Origin of the sequence: Pseudomonas sp. KB_15 (genome assembly GCF_052114525.1) — a bacterium.
Lineage (GTDB): Bacteria > Pseudomonadota > Gammaproteobacteria > Pseudomonadales > Pseudomonadaceae > Aquipseudomonas.
The window spans coordinates 18,854-34,801 of sequence record NZ_JBFREX010000030.1; the positions used below are offsets into that span (position 1 = coordinate 18,854).

The window sequence follows — 15,948 nt, forward strand, 5'->3', positions numbered from 1 at the left end:
ATGTGTTTGCAACGGACCTATTGTCGAGGCAATGGCGAGAAGATTTCGGCCAATACTGACCCTGGATACAGCGAGAGAAGTCGAAAAACAGAGGGCGCACAGCGGAATCGGCCGAGTGACATTTACCAGTCGTACCTCGCTCGCACGGCTCAAGCGCGATGTGCTTCACGACGCATCGTAATGCAGATGAAGAAGAAGGCCTCAAAGACAATCACACTTCCTGTGCCGCTCCCTTTAAGTGGAGAAACAGTGACTTACGGCATACGACAGAATCGGCTGTAAAAGTCCGTCGTTCAGCACAGGCACGCTGTTTGAGCGTAGGGATACGACACCAGCACCATCCCGGCAATTGGCATTCTGGCGGTCCGTTTCAAGCGCTTGTTGATCGCTGCTTGAGATGGAGTGCAACTCCGACGACTGGCTGCTTCCAGTTGAAAACAACAACAAAAACGGCTGCGGTGAAGACCGCATCGACTCTCTGCCCCTGTCAAAAAAAATGTGGTCCGACGCAGGCGCCGGATCGCGATAAATCAAAATAATCCGGGACTCTAGAAGATGAACATCAAATGGCTGACTTTGCCGGCACTCGCGTTGCTCTGCTGCACCACGGGTGCCAGTGCCAAGGAATGGAAGGAGCTGCGATTTGGCGTCAACCCAAGCTATCCACCTTTTGAATCCACCACGGCCGATGGCGGGGTTCAGGGCTTCGGCGTGGATCTGGGCAATGCAATATGTGCCGAGCTGAAGCTCACCTGCGTGTGGGTCAGCAATGACTTCGACGGGCTGATTCCGGGGCTCAAGGCCGGCAAGTTCGATGCCATCGAATCTTCGATGACCGTTACCGACGCGCGTAAAAGACAGATCGACTTTACCGATCGCCTGTACGCCGGACCGACCGCCATCGTTACCCGCAAAGACTCCGGACTGCTGCCTACCGCCGAGTCGCTGCGCGGCAAAACCATCGGTTACATGCAGGGCACGATTCAGGAAACCTACGCCAAGGCCAAACTGGCGTCGGGCGGGGTGAAACTGCGGGCCTATCAGAATCAGGATCAGGTCTATGCCGACCTGGTATTTGGCCGTCTCGATGCGTCGATCCAGGACAAGCTGCAAGCGCAGATGAGCTTCCTGACCTCGCCACAAGGGGCTGAATTCCAAAACAGCGAAGGCATCAGTGACCCGTTGGTGCCGTCAGAGATCGCCATTGGTGTGCGCAAGGACAACGAAGAGCTCAAAGGCATGCTCAATGCCGCCATCAAGGCCCTGCACGACAAGGGCATCTACGCGCAGATCCAGCAGAAACACTTCGGTGATCTGGACCTCTACAACAACTGATCCTCGTGCCCCGGTTGCTGTGTTGCAGCGACCGGGGCGCATCAAGACAGGTGACTGGCGTGAACTCCTTCCTGAATATTCCGGGGCTCGATCTTTCGGCCCTGCAAGGCTATGGCCCTTTGTTGCTGCACGGCACCTGGGTCACCCTCAAACTGTCGGCGCTCGCGCTTTTGGTGAGCATGGCGCTGGGGCTGCTCGGCGCGGCGGCCAAGCTGTCGCCGCTGAAGCTGTTGAGTCTCCCGGCGACCTTTTACACGACGCTGATCCGTGGCGTGCCCGACCTGGTATTGATGCTGCTGATTTTCTACAGCCTGCAAGGCTGGCTCAGCGCCCTGACCGAGGCCATGGGCTGGCCCTACATGGAAATCGACCCATTCGTGGCCGGCATCGTCACCCTTGGTTTTATCTACGGGGCGTATTTCACCGAAACCTTTCGTGGAGCGATTCTCAGTGTGCCGCGCGGTCAACAGGAAGCCGCCGCGTGCTTTGGCCTGAACCGCTGGCAGCGCTTTCGTTTCGTGGTGTTCCCGCAAATGATGCGTTTCGCCTTGCCGAGCCTTGGCAACAACTGGCTGGTGCTGCTCAAGGCCACGGCGCTGGTATCGATCATCGGTTTGTCGGACCTGGTCAAAGTCGCGCAAGAGGCCGGCAAAAGCACGTTCAACATGCTTGATTTCCTGTTGCTGGCGGCAGCGCTTTACCTGCTGATCACCAGTGCTTCGAACTACGTTTTGCGCGTGCTGGAACGGCGCTACAACCAGGGTGTACGGGGGATGGCGCGATGATCGAGTTGATTGCCGAATACTGGAAACCCTTTCTGTTCAGCGACGGCGAGACCCTCACCGGGTTGGCCATGACCCTGTGGCTGCTGGTGGCGAGCATTGCCATGGGGTTTTTTCTGTCATTGCCCCTGGCGATCTTGCGCGTCTCGCGCTGGGGTGTTTTGCGTTGGCCGGTTCAGCTGTTTACCTACATTTTTCGCGGCACGCCGTTGTATATCCAGTTGCTGATTTGCTACAGCGGGATCTACGGCATTGCCGTGGTCCGTTCACAGCCATTGCTCGAAGCGTTTTTCCGCGATGCCATGAATTGCACCTTGCTGGCGTTCACCCTCAACACCTGCGCCTACACCGTGGAAATTTTCGCCGGAGCGATCCGCAGCATTCCCTACGGTGAAATCGAAGCGGCCCATGCCTATGGCCTCAGTGGCTGGCGCCTGTATCTGCAACTGATTCTGCCTTCGGCGCTGCGCCGCGCGCTGCCGTACTACAGCAACGAAGTGATCCTGATGTTGCACGCGACTTCGGTGGCGTTCACCGCAACGATTCCGGACATCCTGAAAATCGCCAGGGACGCCAACGCCGCGACCTTCATGACCTTTCAGGCCTTCGGTATTGCCGGTCTGCTGTACCTCCTGCTGTCGTTCGGGCTGGTCGGTGCGTTCCGCCTGGCTGAGAAACGCTGGCTGAGCTTCCTGGGCCCGGCCCACTGACTTCCATTCTTTATCCAGAGTGGCGCCGATAAGTGTGCCGCTCCAGGAGTATTCGCATGTACAAACTCACGGTTGAAAATCTGTATAAACGTTTTGGTGACAATGAAGTGCTCAAGGGCGTCTCGTTAAACGCGAGGGCAGGGGACGTGGTGAGCATGATCGGTGCCAGCGGTTCGGGCAAAAGCACCATGCTGCGCTGCATCAACTTTCTGGAACGGGCGGACGAAGGCGCCATTGCTCTGGATGGCGAGCGAGTTCTCACCCGTCAGGGCGTTGGCGGCATGCGAGTTGCCAATCCAAAGCAGTTGCAGCGTTTGCGTACGCGACTGGCGATGGTGTTCCAGCATTTCAATCTGTGGAGTCACCTGACCGTGCTGGAGAACATCGTGCTGGCGCCATGTCGGGTCCTGGGCATGAGTCGCAAGGCTGCTGAAGAAAGCGCACGGGCGTATCTGGACAAAGTCGGCTTGCCGCAACGGGTGGCCGATCAGTACCCGGCGTTTCTGTCGGGCGGGCAGCAACAACGGGTGGCGATTGCCCGTGCCCTGGCGGTGGAACCGGAAATCCTGTTGTTCGACGAGCCAACCTCGGCGCTCGACCCGGAACTGGTGGGTGAAGTCCTGAAGGTGATTCAGGCGCTGGCCGAAGAAGGCCGGACCATGTTGATGGTGACCCACGAAATGGGGTTTGCCCGGCAGGTCTCCAGCCAGGTGTTGTTCTTGCATCAGGGGCGGGTCGAGGAGCAGGGTGATGCTACGATACTCGACCGGCCAAACAGTGAACGTTTGCAGCAATTTCTATCGGGTCGTTTGAAGTGAGGCAAGGCGTACATGGCGGATATCCGCGATCTGTCGATCGTGCTTGATCGTATCGATCAGGCAATCATTGAAGTGTTGCGCCACGAAGGGCGCATCACTTATCAAAAGCTTTCCGAGCGCGTACACCTGACCCCCAGGCCGTGTCTGGAACGGGTACGCAAGCTGGAACAGCTTGGGGTCATTCGCGGCTATGGCGCGATTCTCGACGAGAAGAAGTTGACGCCGGGCTTGTCGTTGCTCGTGTTGGTAGCGTTGTCGAACCAGAGCGGACGCGCGGCGCAAAAGGCCTTCGAGGCCAAGGTCCGTGCCTGCCCCCAGGTGCTGGAATGTCGCCTGATCAGTGGCGCATTCGACTACAGCCTGCGCATGCGCTGTCGTGACATGGAGCATTACCGGGTGTTGACCGAAGTCTGGTTTGACGACCCGGATTTGCACATCGACAAACTGGTCAGCCACCCGGAACTGGCGATGGTCAAGACCACGATGGAATAGGCACTGTGGGAGCGGGCTTGCTCGCGAAGGCGGTGTGTCATCCAGCATCAATGTTGACTGATACAACGTTTTCGTCGGAACGCCGCCCGGAGCAAGCCCGCTCCCACATTTGGTTTGTGGTCCTTGCCGAATCGGCTGAAGGGGTCAGAATCTTCAGCCGTTTTAATCACCGAAAAAGCCGTTATCAACCGGGTTTTTTCCGCCTCGAAACAGACAATGAGCCTCTCTCGACCCTCATTGAGTCTGTGCCCATGCAAACCACCAATACGGTTTTAATGATTCGCCCGACACGTTTCTCCTTCAATCAGGACACGGCGGCGAACAACCGCTTCCAGCGTCCGGCAACCGTTGCGGAAGACGTTCAACTCAAGGCCCTTGCCGAGTTCGATGGCTATGTCGCCGCGTTGCGCCAGCACGGCGTCGAAGTCCTGGTGCATAACGATCGTGAAGCGCCGCATACCCCGGACTCGATCTTCCCCAACAACTGGTGGAGCAGCCACCCGGATGGCACCCTGGTGCTGTATCCGATGCAGGGCCACAACCGGCGTCTGGAACGGGACAAAGGGGTACTCGACGGGTTGCTGGGCGAATACCGGGTCGAGCAGGTGCTGGACCTGTCCAGCCTCGAAGAGCAGGAGGTTTTCCTGGAGGGCACCGGCAGCATGGTCCTGGATCGGCAACGGCGGATCTGCTACGCAGGGTACTCGACCCGCACCCACGCCCGGGCACTGGATCAGCTGGTCAGTCATCTGGGCTATGAGCTGTGTGCGTTCAACGCGGTGGACCGCCAAGGCGTGCCGATTTATCACACTAACGTCATGATGAGTGTCGGCACCCGCCTGGCGGTGGTTTGCCTGGCATCCGTGCCTCAGCCGGGCGAGCGTGCGGCGCTGCTTGAGCGACTCGAAACCAGCGGCAAACAGGTCATCGCCTTGAACTGGGCGCAGCTGGAGTCCTTTGCCGGCAACATGCTGCAAGTGCACAACGCAGCGGGCGAACCGCTGCTGGTGATGTCGCGCACCGCCTGGCAATCACTGGACGCCGACCAGCGTCGCTTGATCGAAACTCACACCACGCCGTTGCCAGTGAACATCGACACCATCGAGCGCATCGGTGGCGGTAGCGCTCGCTGCATGCTGGCCGAAGTGTTCCTGCCCAGGCATTCGTCCACGTTGGTACAGAACTGACCGCAGCCTTGTACCACCGACGCGGTCAGTGCCTTTTCCATGGAAGTGATCGCGTTGCTGATACTTTCGGATACCTGCATCGGTTATCTGCCAACCATTACCCGTTGTCTTAATGACCACAGCCCCAGTTAATTATGTGGGGCGCACATCATCAAAGGTGAATCGGAGCCGCGGTCCGGAAAAGAAACCGCGGCGACCGGTCAATCAGGCGGCGGGGAGCAGGCCTTTCTGTTTGGCGACATGAGTCGCCAGTGCGTCCATCAAGTCCGGGGACAGGCAGTCATAGGGTTCCAGGCCGATCGAGCGCAGGCGCTCGCGGATAGCCTTCATTTGCGCTGGCGGTGTGCCTGTTTCGATGATCGAGGACACGAACGCCGCGAATCCCGGCGCAGCCCATCCGCTCTGTGGCGAAAGCTCGGTGTGGACGAAGTCCAGGCCATAAAACGCATGGTTCTTGTTCTCGATGCGCCCAAAGAGATGGGCGTGACACTGCTTGCAGGCGTGGCGCTGGATGGTGGCGGATTCGTCGACAATCGCCAGCTTTTCGCCGTGGGCAATGACGCTGACCTTATCTCGAGGCACCACGGCGATGACGGCGAATGTCGCGTTTTGTGGTTTCCAGCATTTGCTGCAGCCGCACGCGTGGTTATGCAGAGTTTGTGCGTCGATCCTGACCTCGACCTTGTCGGTCGCACACAGGCATTGCAGGGTGCCACCTGCGAAATTCGCGGCGGCGGGTTGAATACCATTGTCCAGTGCAGGGTGAAGTTGCAAGGTGCTCATGCTGGCGTCTCCGTTTCAGGGTGTCAGACAAAAGTGCCTGGGGCCGTGCCCCAGACCGGTAGTTCATCGGAACTCGATGACGGCGCGGATCGATTGGCATTCATGCATCAGATCGAACCGCGGCGGATTTCGAAAAGGACACAGTGCATAAACGAGTGACCTCCTTCGGTGCGACCGGTCGGTTACCCAGATCAAGAATAGTCTGCGATGACGCCTCGAGCACGGCTCGGGCCAGTGCACGGGCGAGTGTGCCGAATGTTGATACGCCTGCGTGGCTCAGACCGTTCCGGACCCCTTGCCAATCAGGCGGGGAATCGGGCTATCCAGTGCCTGGCAATCTCTTCGCGCCGGCAGATCCACACCGCGTCGTGGCCTTGCACGTAATCGAGAAAGCGTGCCAGCGCCATCGCTCGACCAGGATGGCCACTGATCCGCCCATGCAGGCCGACGCTCATCATCTTCGGGTGTTGCGCGCCCTCTTGCCACAGCAGGTCGAAAGCATCCTTGAGCAGCCGGAAGAAGTCTTCACCGCAGGCGAAACCGTTCGGCAGCAGATAGCGGGCGTCGTTGTTGACCAGCGTGTAAGGGATCACCAGGTGGGCGGGCGAGCCCGGGAGCCAATAGGGCAGATCATCGTTGTAGGCGTCTGAGCTATAGAGAAACCCGCCTTCCTCACGCAACAGGCGGCGGGTGTTCTGGCTGACCCTTCCTGTGTACCAGCCTACGGGGCGTTTACCGCAGATCTGCTGGATCACGTCGAGGGTGAGGCGGATATGGCGCCGCTCCTGGTCTTCAGGCATGTCGCGATAGTCCAGCCAACGGTAGCCATGCCCGGCAATCTCATGCCCGGCAGCGCAGAGCGCATGGCCAATCGCCGGGGTGAGTTCCAGTGCCCGGCCGACGGCGAAGGCGGTCAGCGGCAGGCCCCGGGCGCTGAACAGCTGCAGAATGCGCCACACCCCTGCGCGCGATCCGTATTCGTACATGCCCTCGACGCTTAAGTCCGGTTCCCCCACACGCGGCGGGCGGCCCGGCAGCTCGTGAAGCCAGGCCTCCGACTGTGCATCGCCATTGAGGATGCATGATTCCGCACCCTCTTCGATGTTGAGTACGAACTGGAGCGCGACGCGCGCCTCACCGGGCCATTGCGGGTGGGGTGGGCAGCCGCCATAACCGATGAGGTCGCGAGCGGACATCAGCCGAGCTCGAAAGTCGTGACGCCGAACACACGTTCGTGCGCGATCGCCGGAGGAGGGCCGAGGTACATGCGTGCGCAGCCAAAAACCTCAATCATGCCCTGTTGGTGCACGAGCGCCATGGCGGCGGGGTTATTCTCCGGGGCATCGAGAAACAGCGGGCCACCTTGCGCAAATTCCGCCAGGCGCGCGTAGAGGGCATTGGCTGCCAGGGCGTCATCGGCGAACAAGGGGCCGATCTTGTAGCCTTCCAGGCAACGCCTTGCTACGCCATAGCCGCTTAGCCTGCCCTCGCGCCGGCAACCCACGGCGAGTGCATCGGCTTGGGTTATCCACCCGCTCAGGAAGGTTGCGCGCGGGGCGGGGAAGCAGGTGCGGTCGTAATCGACAACCTGATCGAACGGGAAGGTGGCCAACGGGACGATGTCCAGGTCGTCTACCTGCGAGGTCGCCGGGCGTTCGGTGATCTCGGCACGAAAACGCAGGTTGCGATGGGAGAAAGCGAAACCACCCTTGGCGTAGTAGTCCTGCATCGCGAAGACGCCGTCCATGCCGATGCTCGCGCCTGGGCGCAGGCGGGCGATGAGTCGCTCGCGGCGTGCGTGCCAGAGGGTATTGCCCAGACCTTGACCGCGATATTCAGGCCGGACGATGAAAAAGCCCATGAAACCGAATTCGCCATTGTAGGAGGTAATGGCACCGCCGCCGATCAACTCGCCGCCCCGGGACGCCGCGATGAAGGCGGCAGGGTCCGTAGCCCAGAACAGCTCGGCATCGTGAAGGCCGGGATTCCAACCCTCACGGGCAGCCCAACCGACGAGCTCGTCCAGTTCGGCACGGGTCATGTTGCGTATGACCAGCTGATTCGACACCGCGAAGTTCTCCTCAGTCGCTAATCGAGCGTGTGGTCCATCCCCACTCTGAACCCTTTCGGTATAGCTTCAACCCGAGTATTGATCCAGCTCGTCCCGTCACCTGCAGAACATATTCGTCGCCATTGAACTTGCGCACGACCAGGTCTGGATGGATCACCCGGCAATACGGATGGCCGTTCAACACGTGTCCGGTTTCCGCCGAAGGTTGGCCGCCGGGTTTGCAATTGGCGATTTCGGCAATAGAGAAGGGCACCGACCTGCGCACGGCGGTGGCGGAGCTGTCGAGCTGTTCGGGTGATATAGAGCGCTATTCGTGGACACCCTGGTGGCTCGCCTTGCGCCCGAACAGGTCGAGTTTCTGACMGGTATCGCGATGCTGGAGATGGTTGAGCCTGAGTTGGGCACATCCCAGCCTTCGTCAAATTTTCCATTTGTATGGATTGCGCGCCAGCTTACAACTCCTGACTTATCTTCAGGACTAGACATGCACCTTGCATAGAGTGGTGATTTCTGAACTGTTGAGATCAACATCGGACACCAAGCTCACTTTTTCAGTGATTGGTGTTCAGCCCGGTATTCTCCGTTCCGCTATCGATGCTCATCTCAGTGACTTACGGCTCCGCGACCGTCGAGTCTTGGCTAACCAAGTGATCTTGTTTTGAGTACAAAAGGCCCCTTCGAGGGCGTTTTTTAGGCATCAATCTGGAGGTCAGCTTTTTGATCCCGAGTACTCACTCGTGCGTAACCAATTTACATCAAAAGTACAGTTTACTCATCTTGGTTTGAAATAATTGAACCTTGATTAATCATGTCGGTTATTTGAACATTAACTCCGGCAGGTTAACGTTCCGGTGCTTAGTTCGATAAACAAAGGTTTTCCGAGCTGAATGAAGACTACATCATTCGTGCTCTCCTGATTCAATCGAGTGACGGCAAATTGGAATCACTGCTCCTTGTCCGAATATGTATAGATACACTTTTCTGTTTGCCAATAGCAATGTATGGATGCACAGTATTTTTTGGAAGTCATCCGCATACAGTGTCATGGGAGGGATGTCTCACCATAAACAGGCAATTGCCTATACAGAAGCCGTAGCGCACGCCAAATGATGATGGTGGTACGGAAAGGACAAAGTCAAGGAAAGATATATGTCGAAGTCAGATGATCAGATAAAACTACCGACTACTTATGTAGGAGCGCAGCCTCCTTCAGGATTCGACAACTTTGGGGGTGGGTTTGATGTCAGTGGCAATGGGTTTAACAGCGGCACATGGGGAAGCGGTGGAGTTGATCCATCTCGTTATGGAGATGTTGGAGAAATTTATGACTCTGAACGAATAATTGATCGTCTAGGGCAAAACGCAGCGAGTGCAATACAACAAGCCAATAATGGCGCTCAACGTGACTATGAAGCTAAATCTGCTACGCTACCAGCAGCGATTGATCAGCAAGTAGCTGCTGTGCGAGCTGAGGCAGGAGCTCAAGATTCATCCCTCGTTGAAGGGTTGAATCGAGATATAGCTGCTCAAAATACTTTGATTGAACGTAAAGCTGCTGAGCTTCAGACTCAGGTAGTTACAGCAAATGCATATTATGGCACCAATCCCATTGGGAGAAGTGCAAAAGATTATGTGAATGAAGGGTATCGTCGAATTGCCTTGGAAGGTGTAGGTCTTCTTGAGTTGCAACAAAATATGGAAGTTTCATATAAGGCTGCTTACGCTGCAAAGCTTCTTGAGGCCGAAATACAACTTCTAAATGGACAGGTGGCTACGTTAAAAGCATCAATTGCTGAGGCTCAGGCCCAAGAGCCAGCACATCTTGCGGCTAAAGAACAAAAGAAGGAATTAGAGGCTCTCGCTTACTGGGCGAATCGCTACAATACTGGAAAAGACCCTATCGTTAAACAGTACAATCTCAACAAGGCTAATGTTGAAGGAAACGTACAAGCAAAACTCGACGCAGTCGCCGCGAGCCAGGCGCCTCCGGATGGTACTCCTCTCGATTGGATCAACAAAGCCATCGAATCGGTGACGCAGGTATTGAATCAAGAGTACGAACAGCAAAAATCGTATAACGCCGTGCTGGCCAATTATCCTGGGGTAGACTTTAAAAACAGTGACCTTAAAAACTTTCTTGAGCGGTCCCGAGATAAACAGCTTGATCCCGAGATGGCCTTCGCACAGGAAATGCAGGCAATCCAAGCTGCTTATGCCGCCGACGTAATGAACGACGAGTTTAATAGTTTGCAAGGAAGACTGCCAATACTCAATGCCGCCAAAGCAGAGGCTCAACGAGTAGCTGCTGAAGCCATTGAACAAGCTCGTCTAGCAGCAGAGGCTGAGGCCAAACGTGTCGCTGATGAGCAGGCCCGTGTAGCAGCAGAGACGATTCGGATCGCCAATACGTTCCCTGCTCCTGGCCCAGCTTCGTCTGTTGTCCCGGTTGTTATGACCTCTGCCGGAACCATAGCCGTCATTGAAGCGGCGGCAGTGACCCTACAAGCGGCTATCCGATCTGCAATTGCCGCATTGACCAGTTTGGCAGCTGGCACAGCCTCAGGTCTTTTGGTCGGCGTGTCTGCTTTGGTCTATTCGCCCAAGCTGGCTAATGGAGAGTTGCCTCAGCATTATGCTTTTAGCACCCCCTTATTGGATCTTGCTCCGGAGCATGGACAGGACTTGCCAGCGATTGCCGCCGCTAGTGGCACCGTTGATTTGCCTGTACGGATCAGTTCGAAATCAGCAGCAGATGGGCAGTCAGAAGTCATTGTCGTCAAGACTGATGGCGTGACGGTTCCTTCGAAAGTCAGGGTGTTGGCTGCTACCTATAACGCCGAACAGAACGTCTACAGTGTGACGACTGGGGATGTACTTCCCAGGACCCTGACCTGGACACCTATTGTCAATCCAGGGAATAGTTCGACCACCTCTCCTGCCGAACAGCCCGTTCCACCGGTCTACACTGGAGCGACGGTGACACCGGTTGAAGGGAGAATTGACGACTTCCCAGCGATTGTAGAAGCTGGCTTTGATGACTTCATCACCGTGTTCCCGGCGGACTCTGGTTTACCTCCGATCTATGTGATGTTCCGGGATCGGCGAGAGGATGCAGGGGTTGCAACGGGTACTGGCCAGCCGGTGACAGGCATCTGGCTCGACACTGCATCGCAAGGTGAAGGGGGGGCCATTCCGTCGCAGATTGCCGATCAGCTTCGGGGCAGGGAGTTTAAGAACTTTAGGGACTTTCGAGAGGCATTTTGGAAGGCCGTAGCAAATGATCCAGAACTCGCAAAACAATTTGACCCTGGTAGTCTTGCCGCGATGAGAAAGGGATATTCGGCATTTGTCAGAAAGGCTGAACGTGTGGGGGGTCGCAGAAAATAYGAATTACACCATAAGCAATATATTTCTCTAGGTGGAGATGTTTATAATATTGATAATATCAATGTCATTACGCCTAAGCGTCACATTGAAACTCATCAGGAGAATAAATAATGAGCAAGCCAGTAAGCGAAATAACAGAGGCTGAGTTTCTTTTGTTTGTTCAGAAAATTTATAATGCGGAATACTCTTCCGAGGAAGAGCACGCTAATGCTGTTATAGAGTTTGAGGATATTTCAGAGCATCCAGCTGGATCAGATCTATTGTATTATCCTGAACCTGGAAAAAGTGGTCCTGATGCAGTCGTTGCAGAGGTAAAGGCGTGGCGATCCGCTAACGGTAAACCAGGCTTCAAAACGGTTTAACAAGACCCTATTAAGCTCAGCCATCGAGTCAACATCGGTGGCTGAGTTTTTCAATTTTTGGAGTTCCTGAATGCTTTTTTGCAGCCCTGTTAGCGACGAGTGTATAAGCGCAATATAGTTATTTTACGTCGAGGCGCTTTGATCTATGCCAGTCGATTTTCTGGCCCAAGAGCAGCGCTATGGTTTTGGTTGTTACGTTGACTCCCCCAGTCGAGAGGAGCCTGCCACTACGCGGCGAACACAATCGTCTTGGCTACGCCTTGCAATTGATCAGCCTTCGTTACCTGGGCACCTGAGGCGACAACTCGGCATAGCGTCTATCCAATCAAGTCTTGCGTTGCGTGAGGTCAAGACTACCAGTCGTATCGCCATTCCAGGGTATGGCTTGAACTCGAGCCTGGCATTTCTGGTGGCGCTGAACATTGGCGCGACCATAGGAACTACACGCTGCTATCTGCCATCAATCGAATACTTTCCAGGCCCTGTAATGCCCTACAACAGCAAGCCGCACATTATACTGAGGTTCTTGAAATATTGGATCATGTTGGCCGCGTGCTCTGGGTCAACCATAGTCCAAAAATGATGCCAGATCAGAGCTGTACCAAGTACGAACAAGACGTAGAGAAATGCGAGTGGGCGGGTGTAGAAACCCACGACGATCGCTATAGCGACAAAGAACTCCATGACGACCGCAACGCCCATGGGCATGTGCGCGCCGAGTGAGCTTATGTAAGCAACGGTACCGCCAAAGTTGGTCAGCTTGCCCCAGCCGGAAATGATGAAAAGGATCATTAGAAGGATGCGGGCGAGCAGGATGATCTCGTTTCTCTGATTCTCAAACAGGTTGTATCTCATTGCGTTCCGCCTGTGGACGCGAGAGAGGATGCGCAAGTAAGTCTGGTATTGAATCTTTGCGCGCACTTTTAACACTAGCAGCTGATTGGCAGCCTGCTCCGGGACGGGGAGGGGCAATAAAAGCGTCTCAGTCTGTCGGCAGGCAGCATATGGAGTTGCAAGTGTTAAGTCCGCATGCCGTCAAAGTCTCCGCCCCTCAGGCGCGGGATACGTCTGTCACCGCAAATCTTCGGCATCCGCCAGGTTATGGAATGGCGCATGGTTTCTGGGGCGCGCCGGAAGCCTCGGGATGAAGGCTGTTTTGACGCAGCGACAGCTCGTCGTGAACCGCCCGTCATTTCCATGCTGATCACCCCTCTGCACAAAACGGATAGCGATCTGCGCAAAGCGGATATTGCCACTGTGGCGGTCTCAATACCCTTGATTTGCATCCTGCGTAACAGTGCTGTGCATGGCACGCAACAATGCGGCCGCCATCGGCGGACCGTTGCCTGCACCGCCCACAGCAGCACGCTGAAACGCCCAAACGAACAATAAAAAATAACAACAAGAGACCCATGCCATGCGAAAAATCGATGTACACGAGGTTATCGACAACGCACGCTTCAACCGCTTTCACTGGATGGTATTGTTCTGGTGCGCCCTGATCATCATCTTCGACGGCTACGACCTGGTGATCTACGGGGTGGTCTTGCCGACGCTGATGAAAGAGTGGGGGCTGAGCCCGCTGGAGGCCGGGGCGCTGGGCAGTTATGCGCTATTTGGCATGATGTTCGGTGCGCTGTTTTTCGGCCCGCTGTCGGACAAGATCGGGCGCAAGAAAACCATCACCCTTTGCGTGATGCTCTTCAGCGGCTGCACCGTGCTCAATGGCTTTGCCACGAGCCCCACGACCTTTGGCATCTGCCGGTTCATTGCCGGCCTTGGCATCGGCGGGGTAATGCCCAACGTGGTGGCGCTGATGAACGAATACGCGCCGAAGAAAATTCGCAGCACCCTGGTCGCCATCATGTTCAGCGGTTACTCGGTGGGCGGCATGCTCTCGGCGGGCCTGGGTATCGTGCTTATTCCTGACTTTGGTTGGCAGTCGGTGTTTTACGTGGCTGGGCTGCCGTTACTGCTGCTGCCGTTGATCATGTATTTCCTGCCGGAGTCAGTGGGTTTCATGCTGCGTCAGGGGCGCACCGAGGAGGCGCGCAACGTACTGCAGCGCGTTGACGCACACTACGTCGCACAGGCCGGCGACACCCTGCACATGACTGAGGTGAAGGGAACTGGCACCCCGGTGCTGCAGCTTTTTCGCGAAGGCCGCGCCATGCGCACGCTGATGCTCTGGCTGGCGTTTTTCTGCTGCCTCTTGATGGTCTACGCCTTGAGTTCCTGGCTGCCGAAACTCATGGYCAACGCCGGTTATAGCCTGGGCTCAAGCCTGTCCTTCCTGCTGGTGTTGAACTTCGGCGCGATTTTCGGTGCGGTGGGCGGTGGTGTATTGGGCGATAAGCTCAACCTGCCGCGGGTGTTGGCGGTGTTCTTCGCCATTGCCGCGGTGTCGATCACCTTGCTCGGCTTCAAGAGCCCGACGCCTGTGTTGTACCTGCTGATCGCTATCGCCGGCGCCACCACCATCGGTTCGCAAATCCTGCTGTACGCCTGTGCTGCGCAGTTCTACTCCATGGCCATTCGTTCCACGGGGCTTGGCTGGGCGTCGGGGATCGGCCGTAACGGTGCCATTGTCGGCCCGTTGCTAGGCGGCGCGTTGCTGGGGATCAGTTTGCCGCTGCAACTGAACTTCATGGCGTTCGCCCTGCCGGGTGCGGTGGCCGCGATCGCCATGACCCTGTTTGCCATCAGCAACCAGCGAAACGCCTCCAGCGTTACCGCGCCGCTGTCTGCGGCCAAGGCCTGAGTCTACAAGGAGCTGTTAGATGAAAGGCTTAATGCGTGACTTTTCGCTGTCCGCTGCGGTTGCAGGCTTTATTGCCACGGTGATCTCGTATGCGGGGCCCCTGGTGATCATTTTCCAGGCGGCGGACACCGCGCATCTGCCTCGCGAACTGCTGTCGTCCTGGGTCTGGGCAATCTCCATTGGCAGTGCGCTGCTGGGTATCGGCCTGAGCCTGCGTTACCGCGTGCCGATCATCATTGCCTGGTCGGCACCTGGCTCGGCCCTGCTGGTGGCGTTGCTGCCGGGCATCTCGATGAACGAGGCCGTCGGCGCCTATCTGCTGAGCAGCTTGATTATCTTCCTGGTCGGCATTTCGGGCGCCTTCGACCGCGTTATCAGCAAGCTGCCCGGGGCCATCGCGGCGGCAATGCTGGCGGGGATTCTGTTCCGTTTTGGCACCGGCCTGTTCGTGTCATTGCAAGGCAAGCCCGGGTTGGTGCTGGCAATGTTCGCCACCTACCTGGTGTGCAAACGGCTGCTGCCGCGTTACGCGGTGATGGCGGTACTGGTGGTGGGCTGTGCCATCGCCATGTTCACCGGCCAATTGCACAGTGAAGCGTTGGTGATCGGCCTGGCGACGCCCGTGTGGATCACCCCGCAGTTCAGCCTTGGTGCAACCTTGAACGTCGCCTTGCCGCTGGTGATGGTGGCGCTGACCGGGCAGTTCGTGCCGGGCATGGCGGTATTGCGCGCCTCGGGTTACACCACACCGGCCAGCCCGATTATCGCCTGCAGCGCGCTGGGCACGGCGTTGTTGGCGCCGTTTGGCTGCCACGGCCTGAATCTGGCGGCGATCACTGCCGCCATCTGTACTGGCCGCGAGGCCCACGAAGACCCGGGCAAACGCTATGTCGCCGGCGTGGTCGGCGGCCTCTGTTACCTGGTACTGGGCATCTTCGGTGCGACCCTGGTGTCGTTGTTCGCGGCCTTCCCCAAAGAGCTGATCGCCGCCCTGGCGGGCCTGGCCCTGTTCGCTGCAATTGCTGGCGCCCTGGCCAACGCCATGGCTCTGCCCAGTGACCGCGAAGCGGCGCTGGTGACGTTCCTTACTACCGCCTCGGGCATGTCGCTGTTCGGCTTGTCCGCCGCGTTCTGGGGGCTGATTTTCGGCATGGCCGCGCACCTGCTGTCGAGTGCGCGGCGGCCGACCCTTGCTACCCCATCCAGCAGCGCCCGGGAGGTGGCGCGCTGATCCGCATTCGCCACGCCTTACCTCGTTCA

General features: G+C 57.1%; 14 protein-coding genes and 1 pseudogene. 11 read left to right on the forward strand and 4 right to left on the reverse strand.

The features are described from left to right. The first annotated feature begins 555 nt into the window (after positions 1 to 555). The 6 genes from AB4Z35_RS21005 to ctlX all read left to right on the forward strand — a co-directional run bounded on the left by AB4Z35_RS21005 (position 556) and on the right by ctlX (position 5,324). Positions 556 to 1,335 (forward strand): transporter substrate-binding domain-containing protein, encoded by a 780-nt coding sequence (locus tag AB4Z35_RS21005; protein ID WP_442099166.1) that lies wholly within the window; start codon positions 556 to 558, stop codon positions 1,333 to 1,335. A 59-nt stretch (positions 1,336 to 1,394) separates the two neighbouring features. Further along, positions 1,395 to 2,120, forward strand: coding sequence for an ABC transporter permease (locus AB4Z35_RS21010; protein ID WP_442099168.1), 726 nt, complete (start codon positions 1,395 to 1,397; stop codon positions 2,118 to 2,120). Next, entirely contained in the window at positions 2,117 to 2,827 is a 711-nt protein-coding gene (locus tag AB4Z35_RS21015) for an ABC transporter permease (protein WP_007997303.1), read from the forward strand. Before AB4Z35_RS21010 ends, AB4Z35_RS21015 begins: the two co-directional genes overlap by 4 nt. Before the next feature lie 56 nt (positions 2,828 to 2,883). After that, positions 2,884 to 3,645, forward strand: a complete 762-nt coding sequence (locus AB4Z35_RS21020) for an ABC transporter ATP-binding protein (RefSeq protein ID WP_007986657.1) — start codon at positions 2,884 to 2,886, stop codon at positions 3,643 to 3,645. Positions 3,646 to 3,657: 12 nt separating this feature from the next. Next, the gene (locus AB4Z35_RS21025; protein WP_007974731.1) at positions 3,658 to 4,137 is read left to right on the forward strand and encodes an Lrp/AsnC family transcriptional regulator; all 480 of its coding nucleotides are present in this window, start codon (positions 3,658 to 3,660) and stop codon (positions 4,135 to 4,137) included. A 251-nt stretch (positions 4,138 to 4,388) separates the two neighbouring features. Continuing rightward, a complete protein-coding gene (ctlX, locus tag AB4Z35_RS21030) occupies positions 4,389 to 5,324 on the forward strand; it encodes a citrulline utilization hydrolase CtlX (protein ID WP_442099169.1) in 936 nt (311 codons plus the stop codon). A gap of 204 nt (positions 5,325 to 5,528) precedes the next feature. Here ctlX and gfa read toward each other — a convergent pair whose 3' ends face one another. The 3 genes from gfa to AB4Z35_RS21045 form a co-directional block, all read right to left on the reverse strand. After that, positions 5,529 to 6,107: an S-(hydroxymethyl)glutathione synthase gene (gene gfa, locus AB4Z35_RS21035; protein ID WP_442099171.1), complete on the reverse strand. Its 579-nt coding sequence runs from the start codon at positions 6,105 to 6,107 to the stop codon at positions 5,529 to 5,531. 302 nt (positions 6,108 to 6,409) lie between these two features. Further along, entirely contained in the window at positions 6,410 to 7,303 is an 894-nt protein-coding gene (puuE, locus tag AB4Z35_RS21040; protein WP_442099173.1) for an allantoinase PuuE, read from the reverse strand. Continuing rightward, the gene (locus AB4Z35_RS21045; RefSeq protein WP_442099175.1) at positions 7,303 to 8,175 is read right to left on the reverse strand and encodes a GNAT family N-acetyltransferase; all 873 of its coding nucleotides are present in this window, start codon (positions 8,173 to 8,175) and stop codon (positions 7,303 to 7,305) included. Before AB4Z35_RS21045 ends, puuE begins: the two co-directional genes overlap by 1 nt. A 1,152-nt stretch (positions 8,176 to 9,327) precedes the next feature. On the opposite strand from AB4Z35_RS21045, the gene AB4Z35_RS21050 reads away from it, so the two are divergent. The 3 genes and pseudogenes from AB4Z35_RS21050 to AB4Z35_RS21060 all read left to right on the forward strand — a co-directional run. Beyond that, positions 9,328 to 11,676, forward strand: a complete 2,349-nt coding sequence (locus tag AB4Z35_RS21050; protein ID WP_442099176.1) for an S-type pyocin domain-containing protein — start codon at positions 9,328 to 9,330, stop codon at positions 11,674 to 11,676. Beyond that, positions 11,676 to 11,927 carry a bacteriocin immunity protein gene (locus AB4Z35_RS21055; protein ID WP_442099177.1) on the forward strand — a complete coding sequence of 84 codons (252 nt, stop codon included), beginning with the start codon at positions 11,676 to 11,678 and terminating at the stop codon, positions 11,925 to 11,927. Before AB4Z35_RS21050 ends, AB4Z35_RS21055 begins: the two co-directional genes overlap by 1 nt. Before the next feature lie 292 nt (positions 11,928 to 12,219). Further along, positions 12,220 to 12,306, forward strand: a pseudogene (locus AB4Z35_RS21060) (Lrp/AsnC family transcriptional regulator); the annotation flags it as partial. A 113-nt stretch (positions 12,307 to 12,419) separates the two neighbouring features. Here the strand turns inward: AB4Z35_RS21060 and AB4Z35_RS21065 are convergent. After that, positions 12,420 to 12,782, reverse strand: a complete 363-nt coding sequence (locus AB4Z35_RS21065; RefSeq protein ID WP_442099179.1) for a DoxX family protein — start codon at positions 12,780 to 12,782, stop codon at positions 12,420 to 12,422. A gap of 562 nt (positions 12,783 to 13,344) precedes the next feature. On the opposite strand from AB4Z35_RS21065, the gene AB4Z35_RS21070 reads away from it, so the two are divergent. Both AB4Z35_RS21070 and AB4Z35_RS21075 read left to right on the forward strand, forming a co-directional pair. Further along, positions 13,345 to 14,688, forward strand: a complete 1,344-nt coding sequence (locus tag AB4Z35_RS21070; protein WP_442099180.1) for an aromatic acid/H+ symport family MFS transporter — start codon at positions 13,345 to 13,347, stop codon at positions 14,686 to 14,688. A 19-nt stretch (positions 14,689 to 14,707) separates the two neighbouring features. Further along, positions 14,708 to 15,919, forward strand: a complete 1,212-nt coding sequence (locus AB4Z35_RS21075) for a benzoate/H(+) symporter BenE family transporter (RefSeq protein ID WP_442099182.1) — start codon at positions 14,708 to 14,710, stop codon at positions 15,917 to 15,919. Positions 15,920 to 15,948 lie beyond the last annotated feature (29 nt).